Origin of the sequence: Vibrio aquaticus (genome assembly GCF_003970385.1) — a bacterium.
GTDB lineage: Bacteria > Pseudomonadota > Gammaproteobacteria > Enterobacterales > Vibrionaceae > Vibrio > Vibrio aquaticus.
Genome location: NZ_RXZH01000001.1, coordinates 42712 through 62162 on the forward strand (window position 1 = coordinate 42712; position 19451 = coordinate 62162).

Genomic DNA, 19451 nt, shown 5'->3' on the forward strand with positions numbered 1-19451 from the left:
GCTCGGGTTGACCTCTGACTCTCCCGTGTCGCGAACAATCGAAAGCCAAGGCGAGTGCCTTGGCTTTATTTGTATTGAGCCTTTAAGTTTCAGAGTTGAATTGGTTCGGCTTAATGGGCAAAGCAATCATGTTTTATAAAGTGATCGATTTGATTAGGTGCCAAAGATGAATAGATTAAGCTTGTATGGCTGGTGCGAATCTCGACATGGTCACTCATACCATCCAATTTGGTTTCATCTACGGTGACGGTACCATCTGACATCATTGGGCAATCCATCATAAGCAATGAACGTGCGCCAAGAGGTAAGGTTCCGGCGATACTGCCGAGCTTTTGTGGCACCGTCCAGACGCTATCATGTTGCTTTAAGCCAAATTCTGGTGAGTTACCCAAAATCGCACTCATACCGAGATCTTGGATTTTAGTGACGATGGAAGCGCCCTTAAGAGGAGAGCCAATAGTCACGACATGAGACACTGTCTGAGTATCGAGCGGGCGAGTGTGCAAATAGCGTTTAATCAGCACGCCGCCGAGACTGTGGCCAACCAGTACATTAGGCTCTGAATCAGAAAGTGCGTGGTCAATAGATGCGAACAAGCGCTGCTCATTGATAGCAACGCTGTTATAGGAGAGAATTTTGGTTCGATAGCCAAATTTACGTAGCTTTCGACTGAGCGGCTGCATGACCATGCCATGCATATAAAGACCATGCAGAATGATTATTTTCATCTTTCCTTCCGTGATATGACATAAATACAATCAGCTGAACTGTGTCAGCTGATTATACATGGCATGAGGCAGTAACTTATAGGGGTGCTCTCACAAGGTTATGAACGAGTGAATCGGAAAGTTTGCAGTTTTTGTTGATTGCCATCGACATAAGCATAGCTTTCAAGCAGCCACACATTTGGGCCTGCGAAGCCGAGTTCAACATGAATATCTGCACTGTTAATCTCTTTATAGATCACATCACTTGGGTTGGTTGGGTAGAAGTTATAACGCTCAGAGTTAGACTGTTTTTCTCCAGCAAAGTTAACCGCGACATCAGTGCCATTGTTGACGAGTGACAATTGATACCCATCATTGGTGCTGTAAGAAAATTGCATCGCGAGATCAACGCCTTGCTCATTATTAACGGCGACACTGGCTTCGGTTGTTTTGGTTAAACCTCCAGAAGCGGATAGAGGCTTAATGTCAGCCATTTTTTGGTTGTGCGTTTGAATGTTTACATTCCACTCGCCAATGAAGTTATCCAGCTTATCCCAGTTAGCGGCCTTTTGCGTTTCTGCACTTTGTGATTGATTACCGATTTGGGCGATTGCCTCATCACGGCTATTTGAACGATTCACTTCGCGGTTGTTTTGAATGTCTGCGGATGCACCAGCGACACCACCAGCGACACCTCCTGCTATTGCTCCTTGCATCGCAAGTTCTGCGTCTCCGGTAAGGGCCCCTAGAGTGAGTCCAAGCAACGCACCGCCTGCCGCACCTTGTTTGGTCATTGCGTTAGGATCGTCTTCACCTGGAGTGACACACCCTGTCAGTAAACTCAAAGAAGCGGCGGTAATAAGGGTTGTTTTAAGCATGTTGTTCATAGACATTTCCTAAGCGGTGTTCGTAGGCGGATAACATAGCGTGCAATTGTCAGGGCCCTGTTATTAGACCAAGACAGAATCGTAACCATGTTTTACGAAGTGTTACTAGAGTTTCTGTGTTAGGAGCAGTGTATGTTGAGGAAGAGTAGAGGTCGATTAACTGGTGCTTATCTCGATCATAACCACCAGTTATCAAAGACGCACATTGATTGATTTAAATGAAGATTTTGCCGTGAGAATAAGGAACGACATCGCCAGAAACAATGACTTGTTCAGGTTCGACATGGCAGTAAAGCGTACCACCGCGTTTAGATGCTTGATAAGCCATTAAATTATCTTTGCCTAATTTTTCTGCCCAATATGGTGCTAATCCAGCGTGAATAGATCCTGTTACTGGATCTTCAACTCCGCCATTGGCCGGCCAAAAATAGCGAGAAACGAAATCAAATTGTTCACTCGGCGCAGTGGCCACCACATCATAAGGCGCGAGCTGTTTTAGATAATCATTCTTTGTGTTGAGATCAATGACGTCTTGCTCATTGTCGTAGATAGCGAAATAGGCTTGTGGGTTCTTAAGCACTTCCACTGGTTGAATCGAGAGGCCTTCCAATAGCTCGGCAGGCGCATCGCAAGGTGTTGGTTTACGCAGTGGGAAACACATTAAGATTCGGCCTGAGAGATCTTTCTCCACCGTGAGTGGCCCCACTAGGCGTGTGTCAAATTGAATGACTTCACCGGCATCAAAATGTTGGAAAAGAACATGAGCAGTCGCGAGGGTTGCATGGCCACAAAAATCCACTTCACACAGAGGAGAGAACCAGCGAATCTCATAGTGATCCATGGCAAGCTGCTTAACAAAGGCGGTTTCAGACAAATTGTTTTCGGCAGCGATGCTCTGCATCATATTATCACTGAGCCATTCAGTAACCGGAACGACGGCAGCGGGATTGCCTCTAAATCTTTGTGAGGTAAACGCATCACATATAAATATCTCAAGTTCCATGACCATTCCTTTAGTGGGTAAGTTTTATAAATTATTACCTTTCGTTTTGATAAATGGATGAAAAACAGAGAGAGTTGCGACAAAGCTCTAACGGAATCATCCATTGGTTACATTAGGTTCATTAGAGGAAGTTAAACAATGTTGCATTTAAGCGCATGTGCTATGTCGCGAGCAAAAAAATGCCGATGCGTCCTTGCATCGGCATTCGTGTCGGCGGCCAAACCGATATAAGTAAGCTTAGGCAACTTTTGTCGATTTTTCTAAGTCAAATGAGGCTGCAATGAGCTTTTTTGTATAATCACTTTTTGGGTTGTAAAAAATATCTTCAGCACTGCCTTGCTCCATAACTTCGCCTTTCTGCATAACGAGCACGCGGTCAGAAAGCGCTTTGACCACACTCAGATCGTGACTGATAAACAGAAAACCGATGTTGTGTTTCGCTTGAATGTCTTTTAATAATTCAATCACTGTTAATTGTACCGAGCGGTCGAGCGCCGATGTGGGTTCATCCAGCAAGATAAAAGAGGGCTCTAAGATGAGCGCACGTGCGATCGCAATACGCTGGCGTTGCCCACCTGAAAACTCGTGGGGGTAGCGGTTAATCGAGCTCGGGTCGAGTCTCACTTCTTCTAATGCCTTTCGCGCTCTCGCCATTCGCTCTGAACGAGTTAAGTTCGGCTGGTGGACAGTGAGCGCTTCAGTGATGATGTCACCGACAGTCATTCGAGGCGAGAGTGATCCGTAGGGATCTTGAAACACCATTTGAATGTCTTTTTTTAGCTGAAACTTTTCTGACTGCGAAAGTTGATCTAGATTCTGACCTTTAAAAGCGATCGTTCCCGTGGAGGGAAGTAACCCGATCAACGCGCGGCCAAGCGTTGATTTCCCAGAACCTGACTCACCAACAATACCTAAGGTTTCACCTTGTTTTAACTCGAGAGAAATCCCTTTTACCGCTTCGAAATATTGATTCTTGCTCGGCATGAAATGAGGCTTAACCAAAAACTTAACGCGAATATCATCCGCTTTTAGTAGTGGTACCGCGCCCGCATCGATCGGTTTTTTACTGCCCTTGGGAATGGAGTTAATCAACATTTTGGTATAGTCATGTTGAGGAGAGTCAAATAGGGCATGGCACTCAGCTGTCTCAACCACATCACCTTTGCACATCACAATCACTCGATCGGCGAAATGTTTCACAACGCCTAAATCATGGGTAATGAACAAGATCGACATGCCAAGCTTAGATTGTATTTCCTTAATTAGGTTAAGTACCTCGGCTTGAACAGTCACGTCTAATGCGGTGGTCGGTTCATCGGCGATAAGAATATCGGGTTCATTAATCAACGCCATTGCAATCATGATGCGCTGCAACTGACCTCCTGAAAACTCATGAGGGTATTTCGTGTAGGCCTGTTCGATGTTTGGAAGGTGTACGAGGTCAAATAATTCCAATACCTTAGCCTTTGCTTCAGATCGACTCACCGCTCGATGGCAAAGTATTGCTTCAGCAACTTGAGGGCCGACTTTGACATACGGGTTTAGTGATGTCATTGGCTCTTGGAAGATCATCCCTATGCGGTCGCCACGAATGGATTGCATCTGTTTTTCTGGCAAGTCGAGTAATTGACGATCTTCAAATTCGATACTGGATTGCGAATGAACAATGGCGTTGTTAGGCAGAAGTTGCATCAGTGCATTGGTCGAGACGGATTTACCACTTCCAGATTCGCCAACAATCGCGAGTGTCTCGCCGTTACGAAGTTCGAAGCTGATATTTTTCACCGCATCAACGACACCATCATTAGTCGTAAAACTAACGGAAAGGTTGTTGACCTTAAGAATCGGGGTCTGTGACATGATATATCCTTATTAATTAATGTTATGCGGCTGTTCCATCACAGCATTGTATTGCTTGAGCGTTGAAAAATAGTGGTGAGCTTTTTGGACGTGTTCAAACTCCAACATCCACTGAGCACTTCGTTGAGCAGTACAGAAGGCGCCCATATGTCGAAGCAATTCGTCACACTGTTTGTGAAGAATATGCTGAGTGGCGTGGATGAGATCATCGTGTTCGATAGATAAAAACTGCAATTGAGCGTGAGTCTGGTTAAGCAGCTCAAACGCCTGCTTCTGTTGCCCCATCTTATTTAAGATTTCAGACTGAGAGATGGCCGCATCTCTTAAGCTGGTAATTAAACAGCTAAACTGGCAAGGCTTAGTCGTATTGTCGTGAAGTGCATCTTGTAGATAGCTCGGAAGGTGGTCCAACACTTGACCATAAAGGTAATGGGCCTCTGGCCAATGTCCTTGCTCTGACAACTGTTCTGCTTTTAAGTAGTGAGCCCAACACTGTTCTAACGTCATATCCATATTCTCCACAAACGCTCAATGCCCACATTAAAATGCAAATCATTATCTAATGCAAATAATTATCATTTATTTCTTGTTTTGTTTGAAAAGTAATCACTTAAACACGAATTAGCTGTAAGTCACTAAAATATAAATAAATATGACCTAAACTGTTGGTAATACATTATTTGCACAAGGATAGAGTGATGACGATTAATAGACTTGACGCAAACCAGCTGTACTTACCGGCTGAGTTAGAGAAGTTAGAAAGCAAGTCGACTAAAGAGTTGCCGCCTATCGATGAAATCGTTGGGCAAGAGCGAGCTCAGAAGGCCGTCGAATTTGCGATGTCGATTAAAGAGAAAGGCTATAACATTTACGCGATTGGCCAGAATGGGTTAGGCAAGCGTACGATGATCCTTCGTTATCTCAATCGCCATAAACATGATGCCGACGCACTTTATGATTGGTGTTATGTGGCGAATTTTGAAGATATTCGTACCCCAAGTGTGCTGAAACTTCCTTGCGGTGTGGGCAGCAAGTTGAAGCAGGATATCGAGAAACTGATCTCTAAGCTGCTCAATGCAATGCCATTGGCGTTCGACAATGAGCTTTACTACAGTCGCGCAGATAAGCTGAAAAATCAGTTGGCCGCTAAGCAAGAAGCCGAACTGGCCGTGATCACCAAAGAAGCAAAAGCGAAAGGGATCAGCCTGACGATCACGACTCAGGGCGACTATCAGTTTGTCGCGATGAATGGTGACGAGCTACACAGTGAAGAGTCGTTTGATGAGTTAAGCAAAAAAGAGCAAGAGTATTTCGGCAGCACTATTGATGAACTCGAAGTTCAGCTGCGTAATATGGTTCGCCAGTTGACCGAGTGGGAAGAGGCGTACAGCGAAAAAATTAAAAAGCTTAATGATGAAGTGACGCTTGACGTAATTACGCACTTTATCAAACAGCTTAAGAAGGATTACTCAGGCTACCCAGCGATCAAAACTTACCTGACCGAGCTTCAAGCGGACATTGTTGAGAATGCCGATATTTTCCTTGAACAAAGTGCTGAGCAGGGTGAAGCAGCAACCGCTTCTCTAGACAAAAAGCTACCGCGCCGTTACAAGGTTAACGTCTTAGTAAGCCGTAAAGATCAAGAGTTCCCAATTGTTGTGGAAGAAAACCCGAACTATCACACGTTGTTTGGTTACATTGAAACGGCTACGTTCAAAGGCACCGTATTTACCGATTTCTCGCTCATCCGCCCAGGCAGCTTACATAAAGCGAATGGTGGTGTGTTGCTGATGGATGCGCAGAAAGTGCTTGAACAGCCTTACGTATGGGATGGGCTTAAGAGAGCATTAAGAGCACGTCAATTGAGCTTTACTTCGCTTGAGAAAGAAGTGACTCTGACAGGAGCGGTTTCTTTAGACCCTGAACCTATTCCTCTGGACGTGAAAATCATTCTCTTTGGTGATTATCGTACTTACCAACTTCTGCAACATTACGATGCCGAGTTCAGCGAGCTGTTCCGAGTCACGGCGGATTTTGAAGATGAAATGAAGCGCGATGCTGACGCTGAGTTGCAGTACGCCAAATTCATCTCAAGCGTGGTGAACGATAACAACATGCTGCATTGCGATCGTAAAGCGATCGCACGAATCATCGAGCACAGTTCTCGTTTAGCCGGAGACCAGAATAAGATTTCACTGCATTCGGCGAACATTGCTAACCTTCTACGAGAGTCAAATTACGTAGCGAAACAAGCGAACTCAAATATGATTCGACTGAGCCACGTTGAAGATGCGCTTGCTAACCAAGAGCAACGTGTGAGCCGACTAAAAGACAGTGTAATGGAAGGCTTCATCAATGGCACAACTTTGATTCATACCGAAGGTGAGGCTGTGGGGCAAGTCAATGCTCTGTCGGTTTTGAGTACCAGTGAATATATGTTCGGGGCACCAAACCGCATTACGGCAACGACTTGTTATGGTGAAGGCGATGTGATCGATATTGAGCGTAGCGTCGATCTTGGCGGCAGCATTCACTCGAAAGGGGTGATGATCTTATCGGCGTATCTATCATCGGTATTTGGTAAAACAGCCAAAGTGCCACTGAATACCACCATTACGTTTGAGCAATCTTACGGTGGGGTTGATGGTGACAGCGCAAGTATGGCCGAGTTCTGTGCTGTTGTGTCAGCGTTCTCTAAACAGCCTAACCGACAAGATATTGCGATTACAGGTTCGATGAACCAATTTGGTGAATCGCAGCCGATTGGTGGTGTGAACGAGAAGATAGAAGGCTTCTTTGATGTGTGTGCAATTAAAGGACGTAATGACAGTCAAGGGGTGATCATTCCACGTTCGAACATGCACAACCTGATGCTACGTCCTGATATTGTTAAAGCCGTAGAAAAAGGTGAGTTTCATATTTGGGCGATTGACCATGTCACAGAGGCAATTGAACTCTTTACCGGTAAGCCAGCCGGTACGCCAACCGAAGAGGGCAGTTACCCGATTGATACCATATATGGGATTGCTCAGACTAAGCTGAACGCACTAAGAAAATAGAGAAATAAAAAGAGCCCCAATTGTGGGGCTCTTTTTTTATAAGGGTTAAGCGAGACAAGCTACTTAGTATTCGATGATCTCATTGCCTGACTGTTCGCCTTTTGCGAAAGCGTCCACGTTCCCCAACGTTGTTTCCGCAATGTTTCCCAATGCTTCATTGGTTAAGAAGGCTTGGTGGCCTGTAAACAGAACATTATGGCAAGCAGATAGGCGACGGAATACGTCATCAACAATTACATCGTTAGATTTGTCTTGGAAGAACAGATCTTTTTCATGTTCATAAACATCAAGACCTAGCGCACCAATGCGACCTTTTTTCAACGCTTCCACAGCAGCAGCCGAATCTAGCAAGCCACCACGGCTGGTGTTAATGATCATCACACCATCTTTCATCTGATCGAATGCCGCTTCATCAAGTAAGTGGTAGTTCTCTTTGAACATCGGGCAGTGAAGCGTGATAACGTCACTTTCTTTAAACAGCTGTTCTTTAGAGCAGTAAGTCGCGCCCATCTCGATAGCCGCTGGGTTCTCATAAGGGTCGTGACAAAGAATATTCATGCCCAAACCTTTAAGAATACGCATCGTCGCAATACCGATTTTACCGGTACCAATCACGCCGACTGTTTTACCGTAGAAGTTAAAACCAACGAGACCTTCAAGGTTGAAGTTTGCGTCACGGGTGCGCTGATACGCTTTATGGAAGCGACGGTTGAGGCTCATCATTAGGCCAACCGTATGCTCTGCAACCGATTCTGGCGAGTAAGCAGGAACACGGACGACTTGCATACCAAGCTTTTTCGCGGCCTCTAAATCGACACGGTCAAACCCTGCGCATCGCATTGCAATGAGCTTAACGCCTTGCTCAGAGAGTGCTTCTAACACCTCAGCAGAAAGGTCGTCATTAACGAAAGCACAAACGACTTGGCTTCCATGCGCCATTTTGGCGGTCTTAATGTTTAGCGGAAACTCATGGAAATGGAGCGTGAACCCATGTTGTTCATTTTGATGAGAAAAAGAAACTTCATCGTAAGACTTAGAACTGAATACGGCGACATCTATCATAAAAACCTCTCAAAGATAGCCGGGAGAGTAATATTCACTATTGAATACCGATTCCAGATAAAAATAAACCATGAATTTATCAAGGCTATTTTAGAATAAGAACGAATAGACCTAAGTTATTTCGCCGCAAAGAGCAGAAGCACGCTCAAGAAAATCGCGTCACTTTGTCTCATTTTTGACCAGAATATTATGCTCCGCTTTCTGGTGTTGGTACGAATATATCAAGTGCTTAAAATATCATATCTATTAATACCAAATAAATGATACTTATTTCATATATATGGTAAGCAACGTGTTGATTTGGCTGCTAGCTTGTATAAACAAGACTTGCACACCTTACCTCTGTGGGCACAAACAGAGGGAGCTATTTGTAAGTGAGCAAAATAAGACATGGCTAGGGAATATGGATATGTGGAATAAACTAAAGGAAGTGTCAATTGCGACAAGGGCGTGGTCTATTCTTGGGCTTTTCGCTCTAAGTTTATTGGCGAACACTTTACTGAATATAAACTCGCAACGACAACATATGCGTGAAAACTATGAGCACGGTGTAGAAACGATGGTGGAAAGTGCCGTTGGGGTCATTGGGCATTTTCATGATATGAGTGAGAGCGGAGCGTATTCGAAAAATGAAGCGCAAGCAAAAGCATTAGAAGCAATCGGTGCAATGCGCTTTGATGGTGATAACTATGTATTTGTTGGTGACAAGGAAGGCGTACAGCTTGCTACTGGGGTGTTGTCATTGCTTGGTACAAATATCATGGAATTGCAGGACAGTAATGGAAAGTTCTTCGTTAAAGATCTTTACCGTGTTGCTCAGAATGGTGGCGGCTTTGTCGACTATTTTTGGAAGAACCCAGACAAGGAAACCCTTGATCCTAAAACCAGTTATGCAGTGATGTTTCAGCCATGGGGTTGGATGATTGGCTCAGGGATGAATATGCAGGCGCTTCAAGCCGTGACTTACCGCTCGGAAGTGACATCTTTAGGATATGCCGTGGGTATTTTAGTTGTCTTGTCGGTGGTTGTCGGCTTCTTTATTAAAACCATTACTTCTCCTTTGAAGCGAACCTTGGTTGCGATGAAAGATCTTGCTAAAGGGCAAGGGGACTTAACTCAACGTTTACCAGAAGAAGGTAGCAAAGAGCTCATTCACCTTTCGCGATACTTCAATCAGTTCGTGGCTTCGATCCAATCTATTATGCTGAATATTCATGATGCGGGGACGCAAGTGTCGGCGTCAGCAACCCAGCTGACGAGTTCGGTCAATCATATTGATGACAGTTTGAATCAGCAGCAAAACGACGTCGATATGCTCGCGACCGCCATGACTGAAATGTTGGCTACGGTCGAAGAAGTGGCAGGTCGAACGGTTGAAGCAAATGATGCAAGCCGTCTTGCCTCAGAAGAAACACAGCGTAGTCAGTCGATTATCCAAGAGAACGTTACACAGGCAAATGAACTTGCAGCAAAAATCAACTCTGCTGGAGAAGTTGTCCAACAACTCGCCGCGGATGCCAAAAATGTCGATACGGTTTTAGAGGTCATTCGAGGCGTCGCGGAGCAAACCAACCTTCTCGCGTTAAATGCGGCTATTGAAGCGGCAAGGGCCGGTGAGCAAGGAAGAGGCTTTGCCGTGGTTGCGGATGAAGTGAGAACACTGTCTCAACGCACGCAGGAATCAACGCTAGAAATCCAAACGATCGTTGAAAAGCTACAAACGGGTGCAGAAAACGTCGTTTCAGCGATGAATGTCGGCGCAGGAAAAGCAGATGATGCATCAAATATGTCTGTTCAAGCAGGGACGACTTTGAAGAACATTCACCAAGAAGTGCTCAAAATAGAAGAAATGGCTCAGCACATTGCTACTGCCGCTGAGCAGCAAACGGTGACGGTCGGAGACATAAACCGCAATGTAGTCAGCTTGAGTGACATGGCTGGGTCGGTATCGTCAGAATCGGCTCAAATGGCGAGTTCTGGCAAAGAGCTCAGTCATGTGTCGGAAGATCTCATGAATATGATTGGCAAGTTTAAACTCGCCTAACTTTCGTAGCGTGAATCCGATTGGAATCGATCGTATCGCTAGTGTTAGAATCGCCGCGTATTGATCAACACTAGCGAACGTATGAGACATCTAAAGACTACTGTACACCCTGATCTTGAGCATCTAGACGACAAGATTATCTTTAAACGTAATGCAGCAAGAGCCATTGTTGTTGACGGCGAAGATATCCTTTTACTCTACACAGAGCGTTACCATGACTACACGATCCCAGGTGGCGGTTTAGATGAAGGCGAAGACGTTATCGCCGGAATGGTAAGAGAACTTGAAGAAGAAACCGGTGCACAGAATATTCATGGGATTAAGCCGTTTGGTATCTTTGAAGAATTTCGTCCTTGGTATAAAGATGATGCTGACGTAATGCACATGATTTCGTACTGCTATAGTTGCAAAATTGATCGCGAACTTGGCGAAACTAACTATGAAGATTACGAAATCAAAAATGGGATGAAAGCGGTATGGATGAACATTCATCAAGCGATTGCTCATAACGAGAAAACCATGGCAGAGAGTGACAAAAAAGGCATGAGTATCGAACGTGAAACTTATCTATTGCACCTTATCGCCAAAGAAATGATCTAACCTTTACTTTCGAAAGTAAAAGCCAGCGAGAATGTCGCTGGCTTTTTGCTATTTGATAAGCCGAATGATGTTGTTTTCGTTAGAAAAATGAACACTGACTTCATGTTTGTCAGTGATCTTTGAACGATCTCTAGCGAAATCCAAATGCTCGTTGGCTAGAAACAACATTTGTTCGACAGAGGTGCGCTTTTTCGGGTCAAACGAACTTGCCCCAAAACGTAACGTCGCGGGCAGCTCTGAATGTTGCTCAAAGTCTTCGATAATGCGTTCACAAATCAGTTTTGCTTCGTTGTTGCACGTCTCTGGCATGATAAGGAAAAAGTTGTCATCTTCACCACGAGCCAGTAGATCTGATTTGCGAATGAGTTCTTGAGTTGAGTGAGCAAACGCACGCAAGATTTCATTGCCAGCATCGTAGCCATGAGTGGCATTAATATCGGACAAATCTTTGATATTCACTTTCAGTAACAAAGCCGAGGATTGTGTACGCTGACAATGTGCGATGATGCGATCCATTTCATCTACAAACGTATTGTAGGTGTAAAGGTCAGTCAGGCTGTCTTTTACGTCCATCAGTGACGCGTAGCGCTTAATGTCTTCTAATTCTTTATGATGCAAGCAGTCGATGACCAGCATCATATCTAACTGCATGCGTCGGTTAAGTAAATCGATCGCTTTTTCACAGTGAACAATCGCGCTGAATTGATTGACAATTAGCCGCTTAAATTCAAACGCAATGATGGAGTAAAGGCTAAGCGTTACGCCATGATTGGCAAGCTTTAGTGCATGCTTTGTCATGCTATCGATATAGTCTTGATTGAGGTTCTGATTGAATAGAATATCGAAATATTGCTCCATCGCCTGATGAACAGCAAAGTGCCCAACAACGAGGCTTAGCGTGTCGCTTTGATCAAAGTGACTCAACAAGGCAGGGTAAATGTTATCGCGTAAAAGCTTTTCTTCACTTTGACTCAGTTTCGACTTCCATTGATGGTGAGTCTCTGAACTTAGAGACAACATTTCTATTCGTTCATTGAGCTCGATTTGGCCAAATTCAAATAAGCCATTTGATTGAATCATTTCAAAATCCGTTTAAGGCGTAATATCATCAGGATAGCATCCTGTTTATAGGCTGTAAAACAGTTATCTTAGGGAGCGGAAACAACCGAACACATAAATTGCTTCGCACAAACTGCTACAGACTTCTATACTTTTCCAAGTAATTGAATTAATAATATATTGTCTGAGAGCTGAGAAAACAACTGAGGGAACGGTTTATGGGAAAGTGGCGCAGAATGGCGTTAGGTGGGTTAGTCGCCACCAGTGCAACCTTTGGTGCTTATGCAGCAGTGATTGAAACCACGAGTCTGGTTGGGTTCGGAGACGCAAAGTACGCAGACGGATTTAGCCACTTCGACTACGTCAACCCTGACGCGCCTAAATACGGTAAGGTCACCTACGGTAGAGTAGGCACCTACGACAACTTCAACCGTTTTGCATCACGCGGTGTTGCCGCAGCGGCAACAGGGGAGCTCTATGACACCCTAATGTTCTCGCCAAGTGATGAGATCGACGCGTACTACCCACTTATTGCAGAACGTGTTCGTTATTCTGACGACTATATGTGGCTTGAAGTTGATATTAACCCCAAAGCCAGATTCCATGACGGTCAACCCATCACAGCCCATGACGTTGCGTTCACTTTCGATAAGTTTATGGCAGAAGGTGTGCCTCAGTACCGCGTCTACTATCAAGATATTAAATCCGTTGTTGCCAAAGATGACCTCACCGTTCGAATTGAAATGGTGAACCCTAATCGTGAAAAGCTGTTTAGTTTTACTCAAGGTACTCGAGTTCTACCTAAACATTTTTGGCATGATAAAAGCCTTTCAGAACCACTTTCTTCGCCTCCAGTTGGCAGCTCAGCGTACAAAATTACTGATTATAAATCTGGCCAAAGCGTCACGTACTCGTTAGTCGACGATTACTGGGCAGCCAGCCTTCCTGTCAATGTCGGTCGCTACAATTTCAAAACCGTTCAATACGATTACTACCGTGATGACACAGTCATGCTTGAAGCATTTAAGGCTGGGGAGTTCGATTTCAGGCTCGAAAACTCCGCTAAATTCTGGGCCAATTCATACACAGGCGTCAACTTCGATAAGGGTTATATATCAAAGCAAGAGATTGCCCATGAGAAACCAGAGAGCATGCAAGCGTTTGTGTTCAATACCAAGCGAGACAAATTCAGTGATCCGAAAGTTCGTGAAGCGTTAACTTATGCGATGGACTTCGAATGGATGAACAAAAATATGTTCTACGGTCAGTACACTCGTACCCGTAGCTATTTCCAAAACACCGATTACGAAGCCAAAGGAACACCGTCAGAGCAAGAACAAAAGGTGCTGGATCCATTCAAGGAACAGCTGCCGCCAAGACTCTACACCGAACAGTTCCAACCGCCAATGACAGATGGTTCAGGTCGAATCCGAAGCCAGATGCGGACAGCATTTGCGTTACTTAAAGAAGCAGGTTGGGAACTAAATAATAAGGTAATGACCAACAAAGCCACTGGCGAGCCTCTGACGTTTGAACTACTCATTTACAGCCCGACCACCGAACGTATCGCGATTCCTGTGCAGAAAAACCTCAAGCGTATGGGGATAGATATGAAGATACGCACCATTGATACCACGCAATACATCAAACGTCTGCGTGATAGAGACTTCGACATGGTGTCATCAGCATACAGTGCTAACGCTTATCCAAGTCCAAACTTGATGATTGTTTGGAACTCAAATTACCTAGATTCAACCTATAACACAGCGGGTGTCACTGACCCAGTTGTGGACTTCCTCACCATGGAAATCTCCAAGAAACAGCAAGACTCTCAAGCATTATTGACGTTAGGGCGAGCGCTCGATCGTGTATTGCAATGGAATTTCTACATCATCCCTCAGTGGCATGTGAGTCAGTATCGCGTCGCTATGTGGGATAAGTTTGAGCGACCAGAGATTTTACCTAAGTATGATCTTGGTTTAGACACTTGGTGGGTATCGAAAGAAAAAGCCAGCGAACTTCCTGAGAAGCGCCGCTAAAAGAGGGGTTATGGCAGCTTATATATTTAGACGCCTGATGCTGGTTATCCCAACGCTGTGGGCGATCATTACGATAAACTTTTTCATTATCCAAATTGCTCCGGGAGGGCCTGTTGAGCAGGCGATTGCCCAACTTGAAGGGCATACCTCAGGCATCATGGAGCGTTTTGCGGGTGGTGGCAGTGAAGTAGACTTAAGCAGTGGTGATGAAGCCGGTTCTGCAGGTTACAAAGGGTCACGAGGCTTAGATCCAGAAGTGGTCGAAGCGATCAAGAAGCAGTTTGGTTTTGATAAGCCTCTTCTTGAGCGCTACTGGGACATGCTAAAGAACTACGCCACGTTCAATTTTGGCGAAAGTCTCTTTAAAGGCGGTAACGTGATTGACTTGATTGTTGAGCGTTTACCCGTCTCGATATCGTTGGGCTTGTGGAGTACGTTGATCATTTACCTGATTTCGATTCCACTAGGGATAGTCAAAGCGATACATCATGGTAGCCGTTTTGATATTTGGTCTAGCGCGGTCGTGATTGTCGGCTATGCGATTCCGGGATTCTTGTTTGCGATTATTTTGATCATCCTGTTTGCGAGTGGTAATTACTTTAGTTGGTTCCCTTTACGTGGTCTTGTCTCAAGCAACTTCGAACAACTGGTGTGGTATGAACAAATTATTGATTACTTCTGGCACTTGGCGTTACCAATATTTGCCATGGTGATTGGCGGCTTTGCCACACTGAGCATGCTGACCAAAAACTCTTTCCTTGATGAAATAAACAAGCAATATGTCGTTACCGCCCGAGCGAAAGGACTGGATGAACGCGATATTCTTTATAAGCACGTGTTTAGAAACGCCATGCTCATTATTATTGCCGGCTTCCCTGCTGCCTTCATCAGCATTTTCTTTACTGGCTCGATGCTGATTGAAGTGATGTTTTCGTTAGAGGGAATAGGGCTTCTTGGCTTTGAATCGACCATTCAGCGCGATTACCCAGTCGTGTTTAGTTCGCTGTACATCATGACACTATTGGGATTGATACTCAGCATCATTTCCGATCTGACTTATACCTGGGTTGACCCAAGAATCGATTTTGAGGCGCGTTAATGCAAAAGAACAAGGTACGAAACCCACTTAATGAAGCGAGGTGGCTTCGGTTTAAAGCCAATCGACGTGGATTTTGGTCACTGTGGATTTTTTCGGTGCTTTTTGTGGTTTCATTGTTTGCTGAGATCATCGCCAACGATAAGCCGTTGTTAGTCGAGTATCAAAACGAATGGTATTTTCCTATTGCCCAACAGTACGCTGAAACGGAATTTGGTGGCGAGTTTGAAACCGAAGCTGATTATACCGACCCATATGTTATCGAACTCATTGAAGAACAAGGTCACATCATTTGGCCATTGATCCGATTCAGCTACGATACGATTAACTTTAATATTAATGGCTCCGTTCCTTCTGCACCAGACAGTGTTAACTGGTTAGGGACGGATGACAAAGGGCGTGATGTACTCGCGCGCGTGATTTACGGTTTTCGAATTTCCGTGTTGTTTGGTTTTGTTCTTACCATTGTGTCGAGCGTTATCGGCGTGGCGGTCGGGGCAACTCAAGGTTACTACGGAGGCTGGCTCGACTTATTAGGTCAACGATTTATCGAAGTGTGGTCAGGCATGCCAACTCTCTTTTTACTGATCATTCTTTCCAGTTTCGTTGAACCAAACTTCTGGTGGCTACTCGGAATTATGGTGGCGTTCAGTTGGATGAGCTTAGTGGGTATTGTCCGTGCAGAGTTTTTACGTTGCCGAAATTTTGATTACGTGAGAGCCGCCCAAGCGATGGGAGTCTCCGATAAGCGTATTATGCTGCGTCACATGCTGCCGAATGCGATGGTGGCTTCTCTGACCATGATGCCGTTTATTTTGTCGGGCTCGGTGACTACCTTGACCTCTCTCGATTTCCTAGGGTTTGGTTTGCCTGCGGGTTCTCCTTCTTTAGGTGAACTATTAGCGCAAGGTAAAGCGAACCTACAAGCGCCTTGGCTTGGCTTCTCAGCCTTTTTCGTCTTGTCCTTGATGCTGACCCTATTAGTTTTTGTCGGTGAAGCGGTTCGGGATGCGTTTGATCCACATCATCAAGGACGATAACCATGACTAAAACAGTATTAACCATTGATGGTCTTTCCGTTGGCTTCGGACGTAAAGAGAGCATCGAGGCCGTCACGCACGATGTATCCTTATCGATTAAAAAAGGTGAAACGCTTGCCCTTGTTGGTGAAAGTGGGTCAGGAAAATCGGTGACAGCGAATGCCATCTTAAAACTTCTGCCTCAAGGCTCATCTCATTATCTATCGGGGTCGATTACCTTTGATGAGATCGACATACTGAGCTGTTCTGAACGGCAACTGAGAGGTGTGCGAGGAGGAAGAATCGGGATGATCTTCCAAGAGCCTATGGTCTCACTCAATCCGCTTCATAAGGTGGGTAAGCAGCTTGTAGAAACATTATCGATTCACCGAGGGATGAGGCAAAAAGCCGCTGAGCGCTTGGCTGTTGAGTGGCTTCGCAAGGTGGGTATCCGTTATCCAGAGCAAAAAGTGAATGCCTATCCTCATGAATTATCGGGTGGTGAACGTCAGAGAGTGATGATTGCGATGGCGCTGATCAATGAACCCGAGCTGCTGATTGCCGATGAACCAACAACCGCATTGGATGTGTCGGTTCAGGCGCAGATTTTAGACTTATTGAAAGAGCTCCAACAAGAGTTCGGCATGGCCATGCTGTTTATCACCCACGATTTGAGTATTGTTCGCCGTATTGCAGATAGTGTGGCCGTTATGCAAAACGGAAAGCTGGTGGAGCAGGGAGAGTGCCAACAGCTGTTTCAGTCACCGAAACACCCTTATACCACTAAGCTGATTAATTCTGATCCGAGCGGTTCTCCAGTACCTGTGAATGAACAGGCTGAAGAGCTTCTAACCGTCAACAATTTACGAGTGTGGTTTCCGATCACTGGCGGATTGTTTAAACGAGTGGTATCGCATGTCAAGGCGGTTACCGACATGGCTTTTACCCTCAAACAGGGATATTCGATAGGCTTAGTTGGTGAAAGTGGTTCCGGTAAGTCGACCACCGGAATGGCGATTTTGAAACTGCTTAAATCAGAGGGCTCAGTCAGCTATCAAGGCGCGGAACTTCAAGGTTTAGATCGCACTGAAATGTTGCCTTATCGAAGCAAAATGCAGGTGGTGTTCCAAGATCCGTTTTCAGCGCTGAATCCGAGAATGTCGGTGGCACAAGTGATTGGAGAAGGACTGCGAGTTCATCAAGAATTGACTGACGACGAGATCGACCAACGCATTTGCGAGGTGATGCGAGAAGTTGACTTAGATCCTGAGACAAGACACCGATACCCAAACGAGTTTTCTGGCGGCCAACGCCAACGTATTGCAATAGCGAGGGCATTGATTCTAAAGCCCGAGTTTATCTTACTTGATGAGCCAACATCATCACTCGATCGCACGGTACAAGCTCAGGTATTGGATCTGCTCAAGTCATTACAAGAGAAATACAAACTGAGCTATTTGTTTATCAGCCATGATCTAAGCGTTGTTCGTTCTTTGTGCCATTACACGATAGTGATGAAGCAAGGGGAAATTGTAGAACAGGGAGATACCCACAAACTCTTTACGCAACCCAAGCAAGCTTATACCAAACAGCTTGTCGAACTGTCATTGCTTTAATTAAAAAGCGCCAAAGATAATCTTTGGCGCTTTCCATTCTTTATAACGTGGCTGAACTTTGGGTTCCCCAAACGAGTTCGAATTCTTTACTAATATCAAACTCGTTCAAGTGGGCTACATGGAAGTTAAGCAAATCGAGATCGTAAGAAGGGTCGGTGTACACCGTGCCTTCGTGAATTGCTTTCACCATGCGGTCTGCTTGCGAGCGAGTATAGCTCTCTTTATTGTGCAGGCGAGTTTGTTTCTCTAGCTGGTTGCGAACCTGACTAACGACCATTTCGTACTCGGCTTGTTTGAAACCTGACGCTGCCGTGCGCTTAATTTCACTCTCGATAATCTGATTAGCCAGTTCTTGTTGTGTCTCGTTAAATCCAGTCACACGCACTTGAGAAAGTAAGTTTTGATTGAACAATACTTGATTCTCGACACTGACCAATCCTTCAATTTGCTGTTGCTCAAACGTGTTCTGAATACGGCGCTCAAGCATTTTGTTAGCCAATGTTGCTTTAAGGATTTCTTTTCTTAATAGCTTACTGTCACTATTTCCACCTAGGTGAGTGAGTGTGGCAACAGAAACTAATGTCTGTTCTACGTGCGTTTTCTCAACGTGAAAATCAAGGCTTGGCAAGTGTTCTTGTTGTTCGTCCAAAACACGCCATAAGCCAAATTGCGACTGAACCGTTTTAGCCGTTTGGCGAGGAGTAATACCGCCAGCGATCACTATGCTTACATTGTGTGGAGCAAAATGACGAGTTTTAAACTGCTGCGCATCATTTTGTGCGTTTTGATCCACTGACTCCACATCAAAAGAAGCAATAGATCGGCCATAAGAAACACTTTCTAAATGCTGCTGAGTCATAATTTGATCGATATCGACCAATGACGTTTCTGCGGCTTGGGCAAACTTAGGCTCTTCAGTGTTACCTATAGGTTTCTCTAGGCCCTGCATTAGGCTGTGAAGAGCTTGTTCGACGTCGTTGGCACTCGCTTCATTGAGATCAAGGCTAAATACGGTTTGTTGGTAGTCGGTCGAGACTTTCCATTCTGTTCCAAGAATTGTATCTAGAACCGCAATACGTGCTGAGGGAGTTAGCTCTGTTTCTTGTGCTACGCCCGCAGCCACACGTACTCGAATCGATACTTCTTTAGAGCTGCGCGAGGTGGGCAAAATTACATATCTCAAGCCGTTATCAAGCGCATTAACAGTAGTTACTTTTGGCAGTTTGATGTCGGTACTTGGAAACCAAAGAGGGTTTACTTCCGCAGCCATGAGCTGAGGTGAAGCGAACACAGAACAGGTTATTAAGGTATGGATTAGATGACGAAATGGAACAGGCACTTGAATCTCCGGAGCAATGGTAACTGTACTATTGTCCTTGTCTCATCAGGCAAACTACCGA

At 45.0% G+C, this 19451-nt stretch carries 15 protein-coding genes; 7 read left to right on the plus strand and 8 right to left on the minus strand.

The features are described from left to right. Nucleotides 1-110: 110 nt before the first annotated feature. The 5 genes from EJ063_RS00145 to EJ063_RS00165 form a co-directional block, all read right to left on the minus strand. The gene (locus tag EJ063_RS00145; RefSeq protein WP_126571986.1) at nucleotides 111-728 is read right to left on the minus strand and encodes an esterase/lipase family protein; all 618 of its coding nucleotides are present in this window, start codon (nucleotides 726-728) and stop codon (nucleotides 111-113) included. Between the two features lie 98 nt (nucleotides 729-826). Next, the gene (locus EJ063_RS00150; protein WP_126571987.1) at nucleotides 827-1594 is read right to left on the minus strand and encodes a YMGG-like glycine zipper-containing protein; all 768 of its coding nucleotides are present in this window, start codon (nucleotides 1592-1594) and stop codon (nucleotides 827-829) included. Between the two features lie 214 nt (nucleotides 1595-1808). After that, the gene (locus tag EJ063_RS00155; RefSeq protein WP_126571988.1) at nucleotides 1809-2597 is read right to left on the minus strand and encodes a PhzF family phenazine biosynthesis protein; all 789 of its coding nucleotides are present in this window, start codon (nucleotides 2595-2597) and stop codon (nucleotides 1809-1811) included. Between the two features lie 237 nt (nucleotides 2598-2834). Beyond that, nucleotides 2835-4457 (minus strand): ABC transporter ATP-binding protein, encoded by a 1623-nt coding sequence (locus tag EJ063_RS00160; protein ID WP_126571989.1) that lies wholly within the window; start codon nucleotides 4455-4457, stop codon nucleotides 2835-2837. Between the two features lie 12 nt (nucleotides 4458-4469). After that, entirely contained in the window at nucleotides 4470-4964 is a 495-nt protein-coding gene (locus EJ063_RS00165; RefSeq protein WP_126571990.1) for a hypothetical protein, read from the minus strand. A gap of 191 nt (nucleotides 4965-5155) precedes the next feature. Here EJ063_RS00165 and EJ063_RS00170 point away from each other — a divergent pair, with 191 nt between their 5' ends. Then, nucleotides 5156-7516, plus strand: coding sequence for a Lon protease family protein (locus EJ063_RS00170; RefSeq protein WP_126571991.1), 2361 nt, complete (start codon nucleotides 5156-5158; stop codon nucleotides 7514-7516). Between the two features lie 63 nt (nucleotides 7517-7579). Here the strand turns inward: EJ063_RS00170 and EJ063_RS00175 are convergent, their stop codons facing one another. Further along, nucleotides 7580-8578 carry a 2-hydroxyacid dehydrogenase gene (locus EJ063_RS00175; protein WP_126571992.1) on the minus strand — a complete coding sequence of 333 codons (999 nt, stop codon included), beginning with the start codon at nucleotides 8576-8578 and terminating at the stop codon, nucleotides 7580-7582. 409 nt (nucleotides 8579-8987) lie between these two features. On the opposite strand from EJ063_RS00175, the gene EJ063_RS00180 reads away from it, so the two are divergent. Both EJ063_RS00180 and EJ063_RS00185 read left to right on the plus strand, forming a co-directional pair. Continuing rightward, nucleotides 8988-10622 (plus strand): methyl-accepting chemotaxis protein, encoded by a 1635-nt coding sequence (locus tag EJ063_RS00180; protein ID WP_126571993.1) that lies wholly within the window; start codon nucleotides 8988-8990, stop codon nucleotides 10620-10622. Between the two features lie 81 nt (nucleotides 10623-10703). Beyond that, nucleotides 10704-11222, plus strand: coding sequence for an NUDIX hydrolase (locus tag EJ063_RS00185; protein WP_126571994.1), 519 nt, complete (start codon nucleotides 10704-10706; stop codon nucleotides 11220-11222). Between the two features lie 48 nt (nucleotides 11223-11270). Here EJ063_RS00185 and EJ063_RS00190 read toward each other — a convergent pair whose 3' ends face one another. Then, nucleotides 11271-12302: a GGDEF domain-containing protein gene (locus tag EJ063_RS00190; RefSeq protein ID WP_126571995.1), complete on the minus strand. Its 1032-nt coding sequence runs from the start codon at nucleotides 12300-12302 to the stop codon at nucleotides 11271-11273. 197 nt (nucleotides 12303-12499) lie between these two features. Here EJ063_RS00190 and EJ063_RS00195 point away from each other — a divergent pair, with 197 nt between their 5' ends. The 4 genes from EJ063_RS00195 to yejF are packed head-to-tail and all read left to right on the plus strand — an operon-like array spanning nucleotide 12500 to nucleotide 18051. Further along, nucleotides 12500-14320 (plus strand): extracellular solute-binding protein, encoded by a 1821-nt coding sequence (locus tag EJ063_RS00195; protein ID WP_126571996.1) that lies wholly within the window; start codon nucleotides 12500-12502, stop codon nucleotides 14318-14320. A 10-nt stretch (nucleotides 14321-14330) separates the two neighbouring features. Further along, nucleotides 14331-15419: a microcin C ABC transporter permease YejB gene (locus EJ063_RS00200; protein ID WP_126571997.1), complete on the plus strand. Its 1089-nt coding sequence runs from the start codon at nucleotides 14331-14333 to the stop codon at nucleotides 15417-15419. Then, nucleotides 15419-16456 (plus strand): ABC transporter permease, encoded by a 1038-nt coding sequence (locus EJ063_RS00205; RefSeq protein ID WP_126571998.1) that lies wholly within the window; start codon nucleotides 15419-15421, stop codon nucleotides 16454-16456. Before EJ063_RS00200 ends, EJ063_RS00205 begins: the two co-directional genes overlap by 1 nt. 2 nt (nucleotides 16457-16458) lie before the next feature. Continuing rightward, complete coding sequence (gene yejF, locus EJ063_RS00210) at nucleotides 16459-18051, plus strand: microcin C ABC transporter ATP-binding protein YejF (RefSeq protein WP_126571999.1); 1593 nt, start codon at nucleotides 16459-16461, stop codon at nucleotides 18049-18051. Nucleotides 18052-18091: 40 nt separating this feature from the next. Here yejF and EJ063_RS00215 read toward each other — a convergent pair whose 3' ends face one another. Further along, on the minus strand, nucleotides 18092-19390 hold the full coding sequence (locus EJ063_RS00215) for an insulinase family protein (RefSeq protein WP_244225120.1): 1299 nt from the start codon (nucleotides 19388-19390) through the stop codon (nucleotides 18092-18094). Between the last annotated feature and the right edge of the window lie 61 nt (nucleotides 19391-19451).

Coding starts and splice junctions, on each gene's coding strand:
- EJ063_RS00190 (WP_126571995.1), bottom strand. CDS start 12,302: ATGATTCAATCAAATGGCTTATTTGAATTTGGCCAAATCGAGCTCAAT.
- EJ063_RS00150 (WP_126571987.1), bottom strand. CDS start 1,594: ATGAACAACATGCTTAAAACAACCCTTATTACCGCCGCTTCTTTGAGT.
- EJ063_RS00185 (WP_126571994.1), top strand. CDS start 10,704: ATGAGACATCTAAAGACTACTGTACACCCTGATCTTGAGCATCTAGAC.
- EJ063_RS00200 (WP_126571997.1), top strand. CDS start 14,331: ATGGCAGCTTATATATTTAGACGCCTGATGCTGGTTATCCCAACGCTG.
- EJ063_RS00205 (WP_126571998.1), top strand. CDS start 15,419: ATGCAAAAGAACAAGGTACGAAACCCACTTAATGAAGCGAGGTGGCTT.
- EJ063_RS00145 (WP_126571986.1), bottom strand. CDS start 728: ATGAAAATAATCATTCTGCATGGTCTTTATATGCATGGCATGGTCATG.
- EJ063_RS00175 (WP_126571992.1), bottom strand. CDS start 8,578: ATGATAGATGTCGCCGTATTCAGTTCTAAGTCTTACGATGAAGTTTCT.
- EJ063_RS00160 (WP_126571989.1), bottom strand. CDS start 4,457: ATGTCACAGACCCCGATTCTTAAGGTCAACAACCTTTCCGTTAGTTTT.
- EJ063_RS00170 (WP_126571991.1), top strand. CDS start 5,156: ATGACGATTAATAGACTTGACGCAAACCAGCTGTACTTACCGGCTGAG.
- EJ063_RS00195 (WP_126571996.1), top strand. CDS start 12,500: ATGGGAAAGTGGCGCAGAATGGCGTTAGGTGGGTTAGTCGCCACCAGT.
- EJ063_RS00155 (WP_126571988.1), bottom strand. CDS start 2,597: ATGGAACTTGAGATATTTATATGTGATGCGTTTACCTCACAAAGATTT.
- yejF (WP_126571999.1), top strand. CDS start 16,459: ATGACTAAAACAGTATTAACCATTGATGGTCTTTCCGTTGGCTTCGGA.
- EJ063_RS00180 (WP_126571993.1), top strand. CDS start 8,988: ATGTGGAATAAACTAAAGGAAGTGTCAATTGCGACAAGGGCGTGGTCT.
- EJ063_RS00165 (WP_126571990.1), bottom strand. CDS start 4,964: ATGACGTTAGAACAGTGTTGGGCTCACTACTTAAAAGCAGAACAGTTG.